18 protein-coding genes are annotated in these 18,686 nt (G+C 46.9%); 3 read left to right on the top strand and 15 right to left on the bottom strand.

Annotated elements, in window-relative coordinates; genetic code table 11:
* Positions 1-2 precede the first annotated feature (2 nt).
* The 15 genes from BREVNS_RS06340 to BREVNS_RS06270 form a co-directional block, all read right to left on the bottom strand.
* Positions 3-203, bottom strand: a complete 201-nt coding sequence (locus tag BREVNS_RS06340; RefSeq protein ID WP_483426180.1) for a YgaP family membrane protein — start codon at positions 201-203, stop codon at positions 3-5.
* Between the two features lie 542 nt (positions 204-745).
* Complete coding sequence (locus BREVNS_RS06335) at positions 746-997, bottom strand: hypothetical protein (protein WP_483426179.1); 252 nt, start codon at positions 995-997, stop codon at positions 746-748.
* 499 nt (positions 998-1,496) lie between these two features.
* On the bottom strand, positions 1,497-2,828 hold the full coding sequence (locus BREVNS_RS06330) for a type II secretion system protein GspD (RefSeq protein WP_483426178.1): 1,332 nt from the start codon (positions 2,826-2,828) through the stop codon (positions 1,497-1,499).
* Positions 2,829-2,840: 12 nt separating this feature from the next.
* Entirely contained in the window at positions 2,841-3,359 is a 519-nt protein-coding gene (locus tag BREVNS_RS06325) for a hypothetical protein (RefSeq protein WP_483426177.1), read from the bottom strand.
* A 5-nt stretch (positions 3,360-3,364) separates the two neighbouring features.
* Positions 3,365-3,853 carry a GspMb/PilO family protein gene (locus BREVNS_RS06320; RefSeq protein ID WP_483426176.1) on the bottom strand — a complete coding sequence of 163 codons (489 nt, stop codon included), beginning with the start codon at positions 3,851-3,853 and terminating at the stop codon, positions 3,365-3,367.
* Complete coding sequence (locus BREVNS_RS06315) at positions 3,850-5,319, bottom strand: PilN domain-containing protein (RefSeq protein ID WP_483426175.1); 1,470 nt, start codon at positions 5,317-5,319, stop codon at positions 3,850-3,852. Before BREVNS_RS06315 ends, BREVNS_RS06320 begins: the two co-directional genes overlap by 4 nt.
* A complete protein-coding gene (locus BREVNS_RS06310) occupies positions 5,316-5,792 on the bottom strand; it encodes a PulJ/GspJ family protein (RefSeq protein ID WP_483426174.1) in 477 nt (158 codons plus the stop codon). The genes BREVNS_RS06315 and BREVNS_RS06310 overlap by 4 nt, the downstream gene beginning before the upstream one ends.
* The gene (locus BREVNS_RS06305; RefSeq protein WP_483426173.1) at positions 5,746-6,129 is read right to left on the bottom strand and encodes a PulJ/GspJ family protein; all 384 of its coding nucleotides are present in this window, start codon (positions 6,127-6,129) and stop codon (positions 5,746-5,748) included. Before BREVNS_RS06305 ends, BREVNS_RS06310 begins: the two co-directional genes overlap by 47 nt.
* Positions 6,104-6,478, bottom strand: coding sequence for a type II secretion system protein GspG (locus tag BREVNS_RS06300; protein WP_483426172.1), 375 nt, complete (start codon positions 6,476-6,478; stop codon positions 6,104-6,106). Before BREVNS_RS06300 ends, BREVNS_RS06305 begins: the two co-directional genes overlap by 26 nt.
* A gap of 73 nt (positions 6,479-6,551) precedes the next feature.
* A complete protein-coding gene (gene mtaB, locus BREVNS_RS06295) occupies positions 6,552-7,805 on the bottom strand; it encodes a tRNA (N(6)-L-threonylcarbamoyladenosine(37)-C(2))-methylthiotransferase MtaB (RefSeq protein ID WP_483426171.1) in 1,254 nt (417 codons plus the stop codon).
* A 128-nt stretch (positions 7,806-7,933) separates the two neighbouring features.
* Positions 7,934-8,752 carry a hypothetical protein gene (locus BREVNS_RS06290; protein ID WP_483426170.1) on the bottom strand — a complete coding sequence of 273 codons (819 nt, stop codon included), beginning with the start codon at positions 8,750-8,752 and terminating at the stop codon, positions 7,934-7,936.
* A gap of 77 nt (positions 8,753-8,829) precedes the next feature.
* Complete coding sequence (locus BREVNS_RS06285; protein ID WP_483426169.1) at positions 8,830-10,530, bottom strand: hypothetical protein; 1,701 nt, start codon at positions 10,528-10,530, stop codon at positions 8,830-8,832.
* On the bottom strand, positions 10,530-11,915 hold the full coding sequence (locus BREVNS_RS06280) for a mannose-1-phosphate guanylyltransferase/mannose-6-phosphate isomerase (RefSeq protein WP_483426168.1): 1,386 nt from the start codon (positions 11,913-11,915) through the stop codon (positions 10,530-10,532). The genes BREVNS_RS06285 and BREVNS_RS06280 overlap by 1 nt, the downstream gene beginning before the upstream one ends.
* Before the next feature lie 75 nt (positions 11,916-11,990).
* Entirely contained in the window at positions 11,991-14,771 is a 2,781-nt protein-coding gene (locus BREVNS_RS06275) for a helix-turn-helix transcriptional regulator (protein ID WP_483426167.1), read from the bottom strand.
* A 9-nt stretch (positions 14,772-14,780) separates the two neighbouring features.
* Complete coding sequence (locus tag BREVNS_RS06270; protein WP_483426166.1) at positions 14,781-14,981, bottom strand: hypothetical protein; 201 nt, start codon at positions 14,979-14,981, stop codon at positions 14,781-14,783.
* Between BREVNS_RS06270 and BREVNS_RS06265 the strand changes: the two genes are divergently transcribed.
* From BREVNS_RS06265 to BREVNS_RS06255, 3 genes are all read left to right on the top strand, one after another.
* On the top strand, positions 14,982-16,193 hold the full coding sequence (locus tag BREVNS_RS06265; protein WP_483426165.1) for an IS110 family RNA-guided transposase: 1,212 nt from the start codon (positions 14,982-14,984) through the stop codon (positions 16,191-16,193).
* Between the two features lie 502 nt (positions 16,194-16,695).
* Complete coding sequence (locus tag BREVNS_RS06260) at positions 16,696-17,376, top strand: zinc metallopeptidase (protein ID WP_483426164.1); 681 nt, start codon at positions 16,696-16,698, stop codon at positions 17,374-17,376.
* Positions 17,377-18,290: 914 nt separating this feature from the next.
* Positions 18,291-18,656 (top strand): hypothetical protein, encoded by a 366-nt coding sequence (locus BREVNS_RS06255; RefSeq protein ID WP_483426163.1) that lies wholly within the window; start codon positions 18,291-18,293, stop codon positions 18,654-18,656.
* The last annotated feature ends 30 nt before the right edge of the window (positions 18,657-18,686 follow it).

Here is an 18,686-nt window from a genome sequence, read left to right as displayed (position 1 = left end):
CCTCAGTCCTTGCTGGTAGAGATGCCAATCAGCTTGTACAGTGGACAGAAACCAAGCATCGAGGTAACAATAAACACAATGGCCACAAGAGCCGCCACAATCATCCAGATACCGGTGAGCACCTTCAGCACAATAAGAAGAATAAGTACCGCCGCAATGGTCAACCGAATCAGTCTGTCAATGGTACCCATATTTTTTTCCATAGAAACCTCCTTTTGAGATTGTATCTAAGCATACACTTTTTTGACGGATTTGTCAAACTTTTCTTGAAAAGACTTAAAGACATCCTCTGCCCATGTTTCAGCAATGTTTTCCTACAAACCCCAAAGGCTCACGAACCTGAAAAAAAAGGTCCTGTGAGGAGACCTTTGCACGAATGTGCAAAGGTCTCGAAAAAGTAATAAAAAACAAAAAGTAGTATAAAAATATTTCTTTTCAGCAATCAATAATTCTACTTTTTTGAAAAAAGACAAACAAGCCCTTGTAAACAGAAAAAGCGGGGAAGAGGGGCGTAGCCCCTGACCCAGACATGGGAAGAAAACACCCGCGCAAGGGTCTCATGTCTTCTGTTTAAGAGAAGGGGAGAGGAGAGGGTGTTGCTGAGACATGGGAATAGGACCAGCCCTTTTCTCTGGGAGAAGGGTGCCGGGAGATTTTGCTATGACCTTATTTCAGCAAAGGGGGCTCGTTTGCTGAGACATGGTGATAGCCGGGGCAGGCTTTTCTCCCTGAAAGAAGGTGGTCGTCATTGTTTGGGTTTGTATGGAGGGGGGTTAAACGTTTGACCGGCGGGGTGGTTAGCTGAAACAGGGTGATAGCGATAGCCATGAGGGGGTGGATAGAGAGAGGTTAAACGTTTAACCATTGCCTTTGGCTGAGACAGGGTAATAGCCGGGCGCCCTGCGGTCTCAGAAAGCCCCCTTCTTGCTGAGTTGTCGCCATAGCCCCTCCCGCCCCTGCCTGCGGTGTCTTCTGGCAGAAGCCACCAGGGGAACACATGCCCCGCGGACCTGGTGGGAGAAGGCCCTGTTCTTTTATCACCCCCTTTTTTTTCTGTACCCCACTTCGACTTCGCTCAGTATCCGCCTGGCCGCTTTTGCGGTGGTGTGTCCTTTGTCGTGGAGTGGGAAGTCCTTCCGGAGTGAGGGTGCAGGAGGCACCCGGGGCGACCTCTTCTGTTGCTCTGCCCGAAAAGCCCACCGAAGCGTAGCCGCGGGGCCCCCGCTTTGGCGGGGAATCGGCGGAGCGAGGTGGGCGCTATGCTTCCGAAGTCAGGAGGACGAGTTGAGGTCGCCCACGGAGGAAGGACTTGCCCTTCTCAAGGGAAATGTTCTCCCATGGCCCGCAAAAGCGGCCCATGTTCCGTCCGAGGCGCATGCGTAGCATGCGACGAGGACAGGGCCCTTCTGGAGCCGGTGCAGGGGCGGGGGTTCACAGGGGGGCGTAGCCCCTGACCCAGACATGGGAAGAAAACACCCGCGCAAGGGTCTCGAGAGTTATTTAGCCAATTCGTTGGTAAGTTGCTTCATCAAAGGAGAAAACTCAGCAGGAGACGATGACGCCACAATCCTCGGAACAAGAAGAAGGGCCATTTCAGAACGTATGGTTTCCTCCTTTTGATAGGAAAAGAGAAGCCCTAAGAGAGGAATATCTCCTAAAAGCGGCACTCCCACCTTTCGCTTGATTTTCTCTGTCTTGACAAGCCCACCTATCACAATAATATCTCCCGGACTTGCCATGACATCACATTTGAGGGAGGTGGTTTGCACCTTTGGGGCCTGATACCCGGGAAGAATCGTTACCCATTCAGCACTGCTGAGTTCCACATAGAGGTTCATCCGCACCTGATTGGAGGGAGTAATCATAGGTTTCACCGTGAGTTTGATACCTGCATCTAAAAACTCAAGAGAGAGGTTATTGGTTCCTGAGAGGTAGGGAAGACGGCTCCCAATGAGGATAGTGGATTCTCCACGGTTGACCGCCAATACCTTTGGCTGAGAGATAACCTTGATGTGGTTTTTGTCGAGGGTGGCTCCTATGGTCGTAGAAAGGGTGGTTCCGTCTTTGTTTTCCGTTCCCTTGATCCGTAACACAGAGGTCGTACCGGACTGCTCGAGGGGCAAAATATCCAGTTGCCATTTCCCATCGGAGAAAAGGGCAGACCAGTTCACTCCAGCCGACCATTCATCATCCAATCTCACCTCAAGAATCCTGGTCTCAATCTCCACCATCTTGGGAAGGGAACAAAGCTGATTATAAACCTTCTCCAAGCGTTCAAGATTGGCGCGGGTATCACGAATCACCAATTTGGAGGCTGTTTGATCCACACTCATAAACCCAATACCCGGTGTAAGAAGGGGTTTGATGACAGAAGGAAGGTTTTTGAGATCGAGAATAGAAGCATCATACACCCGTGTTTCCACGTAGTGATTGAGAAGTTCCGAGCGATATTCTTCCTGAGAAAGAATCTTGACCACCTTACCTTCAGGCAGATAATAAAGCCGATACATTTTCATCACGGTTTTGAAGGCGTCCTTTATATCCACATTTTTGAAAGTGATGGTAATTGGCTCGGAAACTTTGGGGCTTATGACAAAGTTTATCCCCATCTGCATACCAAAGAGTTGAAAAACCTCTCGTGGCGGGGTGCTATTGAAGGTCGCTGAAAAACTCCCCTTCTGTTCCTCGATGAGAGGCACTTCTATTTGAAACCACTGTTCTGTAGAGGTCGTCTCCCCTGTTGTCGGCCCTCCATAAGGATACTCCTGAGAAAAAAGAGGAGCATAACTCACCACAAGCAAAAGCATCACTATCCATTTTTGTTTCATACCCAACTCCTTTTATTCCAAAGTGAGACGTATCTGTTGCCCCTGCCTTTCAAGGACAACCGCATCACCTGTCACATCCACTACACGATAACCATCAACCATATCCCCTTTCACCACCGTAAACATTCTCTCAGGTACCATCGGGTCTTGAAGGGTAGCGATCATTCTTCCCTGCAGTGTCAGAATAGAACGTAGCTGAAGGGTCAATCCCGGAGATCGTGAAGGCGGCATCTGAGGAGAGGGAATATTCTCCCGAGGGGCAGGAGAAAAGGAACTCGAACGACCAGGACGTGGTGGAGAAGAAACCTCTCCCTCAGCATATTCAAAGATATTTCGCAGGCTTTCATAGTCAATGCGCTGGATCATACCAGAGGATGTTTTCTGACGGGGAACCACCTGCGTAGCCGGAGAAACATCTCTCTCAAAAGTAGCCAAGAACCGTTGAAGTTGCGGGAAAAAAACCAGTGGCCAGAAGATCACATTGAAAAGAATAAGCCCTATGGTGAGCTGGGTTTGTTGTTTCTGCGTCATATCTCTCACCGCCTATAATAGATTCGTATAGTCATCGTTGCACTCACTGTTCGGGCGGAACGTTCCATCATGAGCGTCTCTATCTGAATGGGAAGCCGTGATCTTTCTAAAATATCCACAAAACTGGCGATGGAAGCAAACCTCCCGTCCATGGTCATCTCCACTGTCATGATCTCCTGCTTGCCCTCCTGGCGTGTGCCCTTGGTTTGCATGGTAAAACGTTCAATACCAGAGAACTCCGCAAGAACCGGCAGGTTGGCAATGAAGTCCGCAGAGGTTTTTGGATCAAAACCCTCCCGAATGAGGCTTTCATATTCCGTTTTGAGAGCACTTACCGTACGTTTCAGAAAAACAATATCCCCGGTATTTTTCTGCTGTTCCCGAATCATGGCAAGATACCGGTTTTCCTGAAAAAAGACCATAAAACTCAAAACCGCTAAAACCGTTGCCGTGAAAAGACCAAGAGAGATGAGACTCTTCATAATCTGTTTCATAGGCGCACCTCAAAAAGAATCCGGAATTCCACCACGGTTCTTGCCTCACTTCGTTTGACCTCGGCTATAGAAATCCCCGAAAGATAGGGGGAATCAAGCAACGCCTTGACAAAGTTTTGGAGTCCTTTTGAGCTTTTTGCTTCACCGACCATTTCTCCTTTCCCCTTTTGAAAGCTGAGTTTTTCCAGTCGTACGTCAGGGGGAAGCGCTTGAGAAAGAGAAACCAGCACCATTTTGAGGTTGGATGATTCGATACTGACACTTTTGGCTTCAGCAAGGAGTTGTTCATAGCGACTTTTTTCCTGCTGATACTGACGAAGTGTCTGAAGAAGCCTCACCTCTTCCACTCGTTTTTCAAGGGTTTCGTTCTGCACAGGTTGTCCCGTAGCAAGGATTTCTTCAGCTTTTTTGTAGAGACTATACTGAGCGTGCGTGAGAAGCATCCATGGTGAGAGAAGAAGGGCTACCACTACAAAAAGAGTACACAGGACTGCCCCCCACTGAACTATCCCATCCCATAACCGACGATACCCCATCTGTGAAGGAAGGGGGAAGCCAATCCGATAAGACTTACCAACAGGAGTAAAAAGGGCATACATATCCATGTAGGAGTCAGGAATAGTGGTCTTTCGAAAATACCGGGAAACAATCTCCGCCCTTTCAGCAAGAATATTGATGCTTTCAAGGATGCCTTCTAAGAAAAAGGTCTCTTCCTCCTCAGAAAGGGCTTTGAGATGGATCTTGACAAGATAGTTTCCCCCTAACTTGATGTATTCGCTGAAAAACTGAGAGATCTGTTTGAGTTCGGTGGGAAGATGACGGTTTTCAGGAAGAAGTTGATATTGATACTGAACGATCTCTCCTCTTTCGACAATAGCCAAGAGCATCCTGTGCCCCTGCCAGACCACAATACCTTCTGCCTGATCTGAGCGAGGAGGAAGATAGGGAAGAAGAGGAACATGGCCAAGAAAGACAATCTCATAAGGAAGAAGATGGGCTTCCTGGATGATCTCATGAAACAGGTGAAGATCTCCCTTTTTCATCACCGCCGCAAGAATGTTCCATCCAGGAGATCCTGAAAAATGGGTTCTGGAAAGGATATTGTACCCGATAACCACATCCTGAGGGGAAAGATGCAGAAGTTTCGACAATTGCCATTCCACAAGCTGGGAAAGTTTCTCTCTGGGAATATCAGGAAGAGGGAGAAACTGAGAGATAACCGAGAGCCGACTCACTGCAAGATGAACCCTCTGAACAGAGTGGGTGGCATATTTTTCTAAGAAACGCTGGACACTGAAAACCAACCGATGGTCATCATAGAGGGCTTCACTATGGGTGTGAACAATCCTCTTCCATGGACCTATGGAGATAATCTCCAGAAGACGGAGCTCTTCTCCTATATCCACGACCACATGAAGAAGATGAAGCCTTTCAAGAAGACTGTACCAGAGAGACCTGATACTCATGGAGTACCCCCTTTCTCCCACCCCAGGGGCAGAAAACGACTTTCGTCAAAAGAAACCCCTCTCAGAATAGCATGAAGGATCACACGCCCTCCATTGGTATGGGCTGTGATGCTGAGATCCGCCTGAAACGGATACTTCCACACCACACCACTCGTCATTTCTCGAAGAGAAAGGGGATTTTTCCTCACCTCATATACCCTTCCATCATGAGTTTTCCATAGCCATCCATTTTCTGTTTTCCCCCACTGAGTACTCTGAAAACTAATGGTTTCTATGTGGTGCCAGAAAAGAGTGCGGTTATTCCCTCCGTGGGAAAGGCGCTCGATCGTTCGAAGTTGCATACTCACCACCGTGGTGACAACCGCCATCACAAGGGCAAAAAGGGTCATCGTAACCAGAAGTTCAGTGAGAGTAAAACCCTCAAGTCTAAAAAGCTTCTTCATACGCGCGAGAAAAGGCTGTTTCCACTTCATAGAGATTTGTCCTTCTGGCAACAAGGTAGGTTGCCTGTATTTTCACCATACAGAGAGACACATTTGTCCATATCACCGTCATCTCCACCGGAAAGGTGTCTATATTGGTACGCCACGTACCTTCACGCCAGTTTGTCCAGCTCATGGACGCCTGAGAAAGCACAAGAAAGTCATTGATACGAGCGGCAAGCTGGTTCACCATAGCAGAACGCTCGGAAGTAAGACTCAATGTCCCCCATACCCCCACCACGGCAAGAATAGCCATGCTCATAAGCGAAAGAGCCACAAGAACCTCGATGAGGGTAAACCCACTAATCCAGTGTCTTGACAATATCATCTTTTGTTCCTATCTTTTTGTCTGGACCTTTTGAGACAATCTGATAACGCCCCTCGTTTTCCCGAAGGATATAGCTCTCCCCCCAGGGGTCTTTCAGAAGCTCTTGAGTGATATAGCCACTCGAGAGAAGCTCTTCTGTAGAAGAAGGCATACGGCCCTCTTCGATTTTGAAATTGAAGATAGCCACCTGAAACTGGGATATCTCCACCTCCACCGCTCTCCGCGTGGCAGATTCAATCACCCCGGTATAGGCCGCCATACCTATCGTCATCAGGATCCCGATGATAGTCAGGACAACAAGAAGCTCAAGAAGCGTAAAACCTTCCAAAGAAAAACGAGCACGTTTCATACCCACCTCTTTTTCTCTTTTTCATTATAGCACAAAATAGAAAAAAGTAAAGTGGACAAGAGAGAAAATCTTATCACACGCACCCCTCTCTCGTCTCAGCAAAAAGGGCAACAGCCCCCTGATGATTCCAGAGGCCCTTCATATATGAAGGCACAAAGGTATTGTGAGCATAAACCCCCGCCACTTTCGTATAAAGATAGTGTTCTGTATATCCATAGGAAAAAGGCCCATCGGTTTCTTCTATGAGAACATGAACTTCTCGTTCTCTCATGGTCTTTTGAACCCACTCTTCAGCCGTGATCAGGGCCTCTTTTTCCAGTTCATGAAGCCGAAACTTTTTGACTTCTTCGGGAAGTTGCTTTTGATTGGCCGCCCAGGTTCCCGCCCGTGGAGAATAGGAAAAAAGATGCACCCTCGAAAAGGCCACTTCTTTGACCAAGGCTTTTGTCTCTTCAAACTCCCTTTCCGTCTCCCCGGGGAAACCCACAATAATATCTGTGGTGAGAGCCGTATCCTCCCGCGCAGAACGGATACGCTGGCAAAGGACAAGAAAATCCTTTGCCGTATAACGCCGCCTCATCCTTGAAAGCACTGTATCACTTCCAGACTGAAGAGAAAGATGAAAATGTGGGGTCATCCGGGGATGAGAAAGAAGCTCCAATAGTTCCATCTCAAACTGATCCGGCTGGAGAGAAGAAAGCCGTAGTCTATACTCTCCAGGAATCTCTAAAAGACTTCTCACCAGTTTTGCCAGTCCTCTTTCTCCATCATGGTAATCACTGATATTGACCCCGGTGAGAACAACCTCTTTGTATCCCCTTTTCACAAGCTCCTCAAATCGCCCAACGACCTCAGAAAAAGAAAGAGAACGGCTTCTCCCCCTTCCATACGGGATCTTGCAATAGCTACAAAAACGATTGCACCCATCCTGTATCTTGAGGTAAGCCCTGGTCCTCTCATACTCCACCACAAGGGGAAAATCCTCTTTTTCCGCTACAGGTTCTTCGAGAAGAAGAGAAGGCAGAGTAAACTTGCTCTCATTGGGAACCACCATATCCGCAAGCCCCCGTCTTTCAATCTCTTCCCCATCGGTGGTGGCATAACACCCCGTCACAATCACACGCTTTCCCAACCTTTTGGCCTGTTTCATGTGCAGCCTTGATTTACTATCAGCCGTGTTCGTTACCGTACAGGTATTGATGATAACCGTATCCGCTCTTTCCATCTCCTCCACTATCTCAAAACCACTTTCCCGGAGTTTCTGAGCCAGGGCATCTGATTCAAACTGATTGAGTTTACATCCCACGGTGATAATGGCAATTTTCACACAAGCCTCCTCCTCAAGGACACAAATCTCAAGCCCTCCCTCACAAGTCTCAACCCTTTCCCAACTCCATTCTCTCCCTCCCTGAAACAAAAACCCCCACCTTTCCTGGTGGGGGCATGAGGTGTCTTTTAATATTCTTCTGACATTTCTTCCCCATCGTAGGATTCTTCAGTATACTCCTCCTGAATTGGGGGATAGATTAGAGAACGAAGGGAATCTACAATATTGGCCACATACCTTGATGAGGCTACCGGTCCATACGCTCCACCATAATTTTTGATAGCCTTCTCAAGATAGATAATCTCTGTCTCTATCTCATTACTCATACTCAACTTTTGCTTCTCATCAGTGAGTGTAGGCCATTTTGCCTGCCAATCAGCAAGTTTCTTGTACGACACATAGGCCAAAGAAAGCAAATCCGCCTCATTGGCATTGGTCGAAATCTCGGAAAGTTTCACCCATTCATAGGTAGTCCAATCACTTTTGCCGGTAAAAGTCTTGTAAGCCGCCATATACCACTGAACCCTTGCCCATCCCTCCTGAATCTCCACCACATACCCGATCATAGGAGCCACCATGGTAAAGAACTCTCGAGAAACCTCATTTGGGGTTTTGTATATCTGGGTGGTATTCAGAAGCGTTGCTTTGGCTACAGGATTTTTCACCACCGAAGAAAGGCTCACCCACCCCTTTTCTTTTGTATCCTGTTTCTGGACAAGCACATATATCACTTCATTGGTTTTGCCCTTCACCACTTCACTATTGGTTTGCATCTTGCCCGCATAGACAAGGGGATTTCCCCAATCTACATAGATCACCTTTTTGTCGGCCTGATCAAGCGTCATCTGGGTATAATGAGCCTTGGGATAGTAAATATCTGTCTTCTTCATTCCACACCCGAAAATAGCCATCACCAGAAAAACCAACAACACAAAATACCGTTTCATAATCTCCTCCTTACCCATTATTTACGTATTTTTTCTCCTCCATAGTGTACCAAAAAGGCTCTTTTTTTGCAACTTTTTTACAACTCATAGGCAACGGTGAGACGAATAGCCAGCCCCTCCTGAACAGCCCAGTTCTGGCTCTTTTTCACCTCATAGAGCACCCTTTCCCGATCATCCTCCAGCACCTGAGACACAGAAAGGCTGTACAACAAAGGAGACAGCACCTCTACGCGAACACTATACGGGGCTTGCCGATACTGATACCCCACCATCGTGTGAATCCAGGCTTCTCGACGAAAAGTCTTCCGCTTGGCCGAAACATCAAAAACGGTCTCCGTGGAAGTGAAACGATTGGTCCCATAATACTTGGTGAGCCAGGTCCACTGCGTATTCTCAAAGACATTGAGAACAAGCCCCATCTGTCGAGTTTTTGAACCATAGAGAGGAAGATACGCTATCATATCCACCCCTCCATGAAACGCCACACTATCCACATACGAAAAACCTTCCCAGGAATATTCCGGTCCCTCGTAAGCCGTGGAGTTCTGCCAGGTCTCCTTTGAAATCCCCTGCTGTGGATTGTAGTATTCCCCCACGTTTTCTGTTCTATGCCATTCTCCACTCAAAAGAAGCGCCATATCCATCAAAACGTCCTTTGCTGGCCGAAGAGACACATTGGGGTTCACCTCAACAAGAAAACCCCCACTTTTAGTTTTTCCCCATCCATACGAGTCCGTATCATTGGAAAGCACTCGAGAAAGAGTACTCCCATCCAGCCCCAAAAAGAAAAGGGTATTAAACTTCCAGTTCTCTTTTTCTATCCAGGTGAGATTGGCATAGGTACGGTTCAACCACCCATCCGTCTTGAGAAGATAAGGAGAAAGCTGATAGCTTCCTGAAAAGTTTGTTTCGAGAAGAGTCGAAGCATTGGTAGCCATCCGCCATTCGTATTCCTGCTGAAGGGCTCCTACAAGTCGAAACCTGTTTCCAAAACGCACCTGAGAGAGACTCAGGCCTGCCTGAATATCCCACTGCCAGACCGGTCCTATCACAAAATTATCCTGAAACCAGGCATCAGCATTGATAGAACGATAGCCAAAGATATGATTACATCCCACTGTGGTCCATCCCCACAAAAGCCTCTCTGAAGATACTCTTGTTCCATCTACTGTCGCCTGAAAAGAATGCTCCATCTCTCCCGTATTCTCATACATAAAGGCGACTTTCAAACCAAGGGGAATTCCTTCACGTTTCGTCGCCACAATACCCTCTAATTGAATCTGGTTTATCACATGCGATGCCTCATAAGAAAAGGGAATATACTGATAGGTCCCATTCGTTTCCCCACGAAGATTTCCCTCTGCAGAGGTTACCATCCAGCGAGGCTGGTACCCAAACTTTCCAAAAAAGAAGACGTCTTTCTGTTTCCCAAAATACTGAATATTGGCCCCAAAAAGATGGGTGGTTCCATACGTCTGAAAGTAGGACCTCTCTGATTCACCCTCTTCCCTGACAAACTGAATATTTTCCTCGGTAGAAGTATACCCTTCATTCGGACGATTGGTGGGACTATCTATATCCCCCCACCATGGAAGACTCTGATAAGAAAGCCCTACTGCAAAGAACGAACGCTCCCACAGAGAAAGATCCTGAGGAAAAGCCACCACAGAGAGGTAGGGATTACTCCCAACAAAAAAGACCCTTGCCCATAGAGAACCAAGCCCCAAAGCCAACAAGAAGCATACCCCCATCCCCCCATAGCGGAGGCATCGCTTCATCACTTTCTCCCATAGTTATCCGTGAAACGTTCTATATCATCTTCGCCAAGGTATTCTCCATTCTGGACCTCGATCATCTCTAACGGGATCTTCCCTGGATTGGAGAGCCGATGCAGGGCTGATTTTGGCACATACACACTCTCATTCTCATGGACAAACTGCTGCTTGCCCTCAATCTCTACAAGGGCTGTCCCTTTCACCACAATCCAGTGCTCACTCCGGTGCTGATGCCTTTGAAGACTGAGAGCCGCCCCTACATTGACCACTATCTTTTTGATCTTGTACCGATCGGCCTCCTCAAGCACCGTGTACGATCCCCATGGCCTGTACACTGTCACATGTTCTGTGACCTCAGGACGCTTCTGGGAAGCAAGAATCTGTACCATGTCTTTCACCTTCTGGGTATGGTTGCGATTGGCAATCAGGATAGCATCCTCCGTCTCTACAACGACAAGATCACTTACCCCAATCAGCGCCGTGAGATGTTTCTTGGAAAGCACAAGGCTCTTTTTCGTATCTAAACATACCACATCCCCAGAAGTGGCATTGCCATGCTCATCAGGAGAAAAGAGATCGTACACCGAATCCCAGGATCCCACATCATTCCAGGAAACATGAAGCGTATAACAAAGAATATTGGTGGCTTTTTCCATCACCCCATAGTCAATGGAAATAGAAGGAAGTTCTGTGTACCGGGAAACCATTTCCTGATAACTCTGGGTGGTGAGAGCTTGGTAAATCTCCGGCATATACTTTTGAAAAGCCTCAAGAATCACCCGAAGGGAAAAGAGAAACATCCCTGCATTCCACATGTACTGCCCACTCTGGACATACCGTTCTGCCGTTTCTCTATCAGGCTTTTCGACAAAACGACTCACCGCATAAAGGTGCTCCCGTCTTTGCTTCCCAAGCTCAATATACCCATAGCCGGTTTCAGGTCGGGACGGCACAATACCAAAGGTAATAATATGATTGTGGGCATCTTTCTCCACTGAGCGCACAGCCTCTGCAAAGAGAGAAACAGGTGAAATCACATGATCAGAAGGGGAGAAAAATACCACCGTATCAGGATCATATCCCTTTTCAAGAAGATATTTGACAGTCAAGGCTATAGCCGGAGCGGTATTTCTTCCCACCGGTTCCAAAATAAGATTGGAAAACGAACACCCAAAGAGTTGACACATATGATCGGTGATGGTAAATTTGTACTGTTCACCCGCCACCACATATATCTCTTCCACAGGCGAAAGAGAACTGAGTCTTTCCGCTGTCATTTGGAGAAGACTTTTGTCCCCCACCAAATTCAAGAATTGCTTGGGAAAATTCTGTCGTGAGTATGGCCAGAGTCTCGTCCCACTCCCTCCGGCAAGAATAACCGAAACCATCGCTTTTACTCCCTTCTTTTTTCTCCTGTATTGTAAAGCAAAAACAAAAAGCTTTCAAAAAAGCCTCATAGAAACTTATACCAGTCCATGATACCGCTGAATGATCTGATAGCGCTTGGAGACCCCGAGTTTTTTGAAAATATGCTTGATATGCCCCTTCACCGTCTCCTCAGAAATCTGTTGAAGATGGGCAATCTCTGCATTGGTCTTCCCCTGTACCAGAAGGGAGAGAATTTTTCTCTCTGTGTCGGTCAATAAAGAAAGTTCAGACGCCTCCGTCTTCTGAGAAACCTCTACCACCGCCATACCCGTTTGGAGTTGAGACAATTCTTTTTCGATGCCCTTCAAAGAATCAACAAAAAAAGAAAGCTGGTGAATGAAAAGAGGGATAATCTCTCCTTCTGGGGAAGAGAAGCCAGGTTCAAAGAAGAAAAGCATCGCATATTCTTCAAAAACAAAGAGATGAACCTCTTTGTGAAAAATCTCTTCCTGTTTATTCCGAAAATAGGCTGAAACCACCTTGTGTGACGGCTGAGAAGAAAAAGAAATCTGTTTCATGAGTCCACTCTCTTTTATCATCTGGGAAAGAAGAGAAGCATGAGAAACCTGAAAGTGGAAGGTCTCAAAAATAGAAGGATGCCACTCCACAGCACGAAAATCCTTTGTGAGCACCACCCATGGCACCGGAAAACGCTGAAGAAGATTTCTTGTCACCTGTTTAGCCAGGGTGTGGTTCTGAATCCATCCAAACACCAGATACAACAAAGGAGCCCTGGGGACAATAACCACACTCCCCTCTTCCCCATAGGGTATCGACATCACCTCCGTTGGAAGTGGTGAAGGCAACGAGAAGGAGAAGGATATTTCCTGGGCCCGTTGGTTCGTCAGAAGAGTCTTCCCATACTTGTCCATAACGACTACAGGAATTGGCCAGGAAGAAATCCACTCCCATTGTTTCTCAAAAAGCCGGAACTCCGGCGGAAAAACCGTCAACACCACATAACCATGATTCTCAAACAAGAGCCGATACCCCTGAACCACCAACCAGAGAAAATCTCCATTGAAAGGAAAAGGAAGAGAAAAAGAAAAAACCCGTATCTCTTCAGAAGAAAGGAGATTTTTGAAAGCAAAATAGATATCCTTGGCATAGGGATCCCCCACCTTTTCAAGAAAAGCCGTGAGACGAGAATTACTCAGGGGAAAAATCTCCTCAAAGCGCTTATTCCACCTGTAGAAAGCAAGATTCTCAATATCAATAATCGCCATCGCCAAGGGAGAACGATCAAACAACAGGGAGAGATCCTGTTGATACATCGAAAGATCGCTTCTCATAGTAATCAGCTGAGAAACATCCCGTCCAATACAACGATATCCCTCTACTTTGCCATCCTTCATAAGAGGCGTAGAAGCCACCTCAAGAAGAATCTGCCTCTCTTTTCCCTGAAGAGAGAGAAGATGCCCGCTGAGTTTCCCCTCTGATTGCTGAAGCGCCCGCTTGAGAACAAAAAAGGCTTCTTTTCCTACAGTAGCTTCAAGAGACTTTTTGAGAAGCGCATCCGGAGAAATCCCTAAAAAATCCTCCACTCGGGGAGACGTATACGTAACCACGAGATTTCTATCCATCTCCCATATCCAATCAGAAAGGTTTTCGACAAGATCACGATATTTTTTCTGCTGAAGTTCATAGAGATGCGCCAGTTGTGCCTTCTGTTGACTTTCTTTTTTGAGAGCTGAAACGGTTTCCTGAAGCTTCCGATTACTCTGGGCAAGGTAACCTCTCAGAAGACGATTGGTGTTCTGATAAAACTGATAGAGACTCTTGTCAAGATAGATCTCTTTGAATACCTCCCAGCATTCCACCAAAAGATAAACCACAAGACCCAGAACAATTACCCACGGAGCAATTGGCGAAATCCGTGTCCAGAGTCCCATCATCTCCCAGAAAAACCCCACCCAGGAAAGAAGAAAAAAAAGATGCCAGGGAAGAAAACGCCACCTCTGAGAAATCTGATAGTAAAAAATGAGTAAAATCAGATTGAAATGAATGGCTATACCAAAAAGAAAAAAACCAATCACCGGATGAACAAAAGCCGCCACGATCACCCCGGCCACAAGAAAAAGAAAAAGACCATGCAAAAGAATCATATCTGGCCGTCTCAGCTCAGGATGCATAGAGAGCTGATACCCAACCCATGAAAAACCAAAAAAACCCATCAAAAACAATATCAAAGAAAGCCCGCCCCTTTCTGGAAACAATGCCCCGTAGGTAAGAAGCCCCAAGAGAAGAAAGTTAATTGTCTTCCACAGACGAGGCCAGTCCTTTCTCCGGATAGCCCAAAAGCCATACCACAAAAGAAAAAAACCAAAAAGAATCCCTATCACCCCCACATGCGTCGAAGTAAGAAGCCTTTTTCCGAAAAATTTTTCTACCTCCATAACCACCGGAGAAACAATAATGGGAGGTCCTGCAAGTTCCACATCAAGCACAAGAGAAGAAAAACCGGTAGGTAAAAAAAAGAAGGCTTCTTCTTTTTCCCTCTCTAAAGGAAAAGGAAGGCCATTTTCGTCATAGAAAAAAACCTGTTTTATTCTCACCCAGCGGTTTCCACTATAAAAGACGTAATTTTTCCTCTCCTGAAAACCCTGTACTTCCAGCCGTATCCATTGATTCTTTTTGAGCCAGCCAACAAAAAAAGAATTCCCCGAAAGGCGAAAAGAAGGGATACCACGGATATAGGTGGTTTCTTTATTATCCTCCGTTTTTTCAAGAAGATAAATAGAGGTTTCAACCCCATAGCCAGAAGAAAACCCCCAGAGAAGAAAAAAAAGCACCACCAAACCCTTTCCCCAGGACATTCTATCCTCCTACATAAAATTCCCTTTATAATAAACCACCCATCTGGCAGGAAGACGAATATTTCCTGGGCCAGAAGAGCCCTTAGAGGAGTCTGTCTCCTGCCTCCCGTACTCATCATAAGTTGATTGGGCTAAGAAGCCCTTGTCATAATGGAGTTTTGAGTGGGAGGACCTGCCAGAAACCACAAAATTCCATAAGGAGGAAGCCATATGCTTCACACCCCAACCCTTTTCGTCGGTATCGACGTCGCCAAAAAAGATTTCTTCGTCTGTGTCCTTGACGACCAGCGGCAGGTCCTTCACTCGTCTGCCCTCCCCATGGAGAGAGAGGGCTTTGACAAACTCCTCACCCTTCTCTCGATTTACCCAAAGGAGAGTCTGGTCGTCGGTCTTGAATCTACCGGCGGTTATCACCACCATCTTTTCAGGTTCTTGACCTCTCAGAGTTTCCGCACTTTCGTGCTTAACCCACTTCAGACACGAACGTTTTCCAGACTCTCCCTTCGAAAAACCAAAACTGACTCCATCGATGCTCATCACATCGCTCTTTTTCTCCTCTCCCAGTATCATTCCCTCGAAAAACCCTTCCGGCATCCATGTCCAGAACTCCGTAGCCTCACCCGTTACCGTGAAAAAGTCGTTACCCTCATCGCTATGGTAAAAAACCTCCTCGAGGACGCCATTTTCGACTGTTTTCCGGAAATCCTCAAGTACACCACAGGTTACCCCAAAAGCCTCCTTTCTCTCCTCCTGGCTTTCCCCGGCGCTACCGCCATCCAGAAGGCCTCTGAAAGTTCCCTCGAGGCCTTCTTCCCACCAAACAAACGGGGCAGAAAATCCCGCCTCTCCATCACTAAAATCAAAGAACTCGCCTCTTCCTCCATCGCTTCTCCAGACTCCGCCGAGGAAAACGTTCTCCAGAACATTATAAGCCAGCTCTTTTTCCTCCAGGAGCACCTCGAGAAACTTGACGCTCACATCCAGTCCCTCGCCCTTCAGGCTTTTCCCACTGAAATACAGATCCTTACCTCCGTCCCTGGTATAGGTCTTGTCGGTGCCGCTACCTTCCTCGCCGAAATAGGCTCTATCAGCCGTTTTGAGAACTACAAAAAACTCATCGCTTACGCAGGTCTTGACCCCGCTATTTATCAATCCGGACAGTCCTCGACCACAGGCCATATCTCTCGACGAGGGAACCGTCACCTCAGACGTATCCTTTTTCTCCTCGCTCGCTCTGTCAGACGTTTTGTCCCCGCTTTCGGTGAGTATTTTAACCTCAAATTTGCTCAATCCCGTGTTGCTAAAAAGGCCAATCTCTGCGTGGCTCACAAACTCCTTCGCCTCCTCTACGCCATGCTCTCTCATCAAACTACCTTCGACCCCTTTCGCCTTACCTCCTTCCCTCAGGAGGTGAATTTATAATAGTTGACTCCTCTCCACTATGGATTTCGTCTTTGAAAGTCCCTCTTCTCAAAATCTCTTTTTTCTTCTCTATGTTCATTCTTTATCAAGAAAATTTTTGATATTCCTTCCCGTGTTTCCCTGGACTCCCACCACCAAAAACTTGAGACCCTTGCACGGGTGCTTTCTTGCCCTTTCTAGGTCAGGGGCTACGCCCCTCTTCCCCACTTTTTCTGTTTACAAGATTTATTTGTCTTTTTTATCCAAAAAATAGGCTTGTTTATTATGAAAAGGAACATTTTTATACTATTTTTTGTTTTTTTATTACTTTCTTGAGACCTTTGCACATTCGTGCAAAGGTCTCAACTTGTATATCTTTTTCGTGTAAATATATTGTATCCTCATTACACCAAATTGTCAAGAAGCATCAGAGACACCTCTTGCAAGATTGAGAAACTTGACTTTTCCCTTTTCTTTCTGTATCTTTTGATATGAGAACAACAAACGAATAACGGAGGTTGATATGTACCCCTTCTTTTATGATCCAAGCATGATCTTTCTGATCCCTGCGCTTCTCTTTGCTGCGTGGGCTCAATGGAAGGTCCAAAGTACCTTTGCCAGATATAGCCAGAAACCAAGCCGCTCCGGAAAAACAGCCGAGGATGTAGCCTACCAGATTCTCCTCCAGCACGGCATCCAGGATGTGATTATAGAACACACGCCGGGACAGCTGACTGACCATTATGACCCCCGGAAAAAGGTACTGCGTCTTTCTGATGCCACTTACGGGAGTGATTCGATAGCTGCCATTGGAGTGGCTGCCCACGAGGCAGGACACGCTGTTCAGCATGCGAGAGCTTTTCTCCCTCTGGTTCTTCGCAATCTGATCTATCCTGTAGCCGCCTTCTCCTCGTATATGGCCTTCCCGTTGTTTTTCCTTGGTTTTCTTGCGGGTCTTCCCTTTCTCATTGATTTAGGCATTTATCTCTTTGCTGGAACAGTGGCTTTTCATCTTGTCACGCTTCCTGTTGAGATTGACGCCAGCCGTCGTGCCGTGGCTGTCTTGAAACAGGGCTATATGGACGAAAGGGAGCTTCGCGGAGTGAAATCAGTCCTCACAGCCGCCGCTCTCACCTATATCGCCGCGACGCTGATGGCCCTTTTGCAACTTGCGCGCCTTCTCTGGCTGAGAAACAGAGACTAAGAAGAAAGGGCGTTGTCCTCGTCGCATGCTACGCATGCGCCTCAGACGGATAGTGCACCGCTTTTGCGGGCAAGCAGAAAGACCTCTTCTCTTTCCGGGGAAGTCCTTCCTCCGTGGGCGACATTGCCTCGCCCTCTGGACTTCGGCAACCACAACTCGTCCTCCTGACTTCGGAAGTATAGCGCCCACCTTGCTCCGCCGATTCCCCGCTCAGGCGGGGTCCCCGCAGCTTCGCTTCGGTGGGCTTTTGGGAAAAAGCAACAAAAGATGTCGCCCCGGGTGCCTCCTGCACCCTCACTCCGGAAGGACTTCCCTCTTGCGACAAAGGCACACAACCGCAAAAGCGGCCAGAGAATACTGAGCGAAGTCGAAGGGGAAGTACAAAAAAAAAAGGGGGGTGAAAGAAAGAACGGGTCTTCCTCTCCAGAAGGGGTCCTTCTCCCCCCAGCCCGCAGGGCTTCTGCTCCCACCGGAGCTTCTCTCAGGTGGCACCGCGGGCAGGGGGGCAAAGGCTATGACTTTGTTTCAGCAAAGAACCATGGTTTAGCTGAAACAGGAGAATAGCCCTATTTTGAGACCCTTGCACGGATGTTTTCTTTGCCTGTCTGGGTCAGGGGCTACGCCCCTGAAACCCCGATTTTTCTGTTTACAAGGGCCGGTTTGTCTTTTTTATTCAAAAAAATTGGTTTATTTATTACAGCACGGAATATTTTGATACTAATTTTTGTTTCTTTATTACTTTTTTGAGACCTTTGCACATTCGTGCAAAGGTCTCATTTTGCCATAATACTTTCAGAAAAGGCGAAGGTATTCAGTTTCATATGTGGAACGACAACAAAGGCTCTTTTGTCATCGAAAAACTGCCATTTGACTTTTCTTTTCGGCTATGGTATAATTAGCCATGGAGGAAAGCCATGCTCACTCAAGAAATGTATGAAGTTCTTGAAGAAGAATTTCTTGAAGTGCTTGAGAAAAAAGACAAAGAATCAGCGAGGCATTTTCTCACGCTTTTGCTGAACCAGGTAGAAATGAAAGAAACAGCCCAGCAAAAGGAGAATCGTATTGTTCTTGAACTCCAGGGCATCCGAAGTGACCTGAAAACCGTCGTGGAGGTCATGAATACTCGTTTTGAGGCTATGGAAAAGCGCTTTGAGGTTATTGATAAACGCTTTGAAGATATGAATAAACGGTTTGATGATATGAATAAACGGTTTACGATGATGATGTGGTTTATTGGAATTCTTTTTTCTCTCTCTACTGCCATCATCAAATGGCTCTAAAACCCACAAGCAAGAGTATTGTGTCAGACC

It is taken from the genome of Longinema margulisiae, from assembly GCF_025266855.1.
Taxonomy (GTDB): domain Bacteria; phylum Spirochaetota; class Brevinematia; order Brevinematales; family Thermospiraceae; genus Thermospira.
Note: the sequence above shows the minus strand (reverse complement) of the source record. Positions and strands in the feature narration are given on the sequence as shown.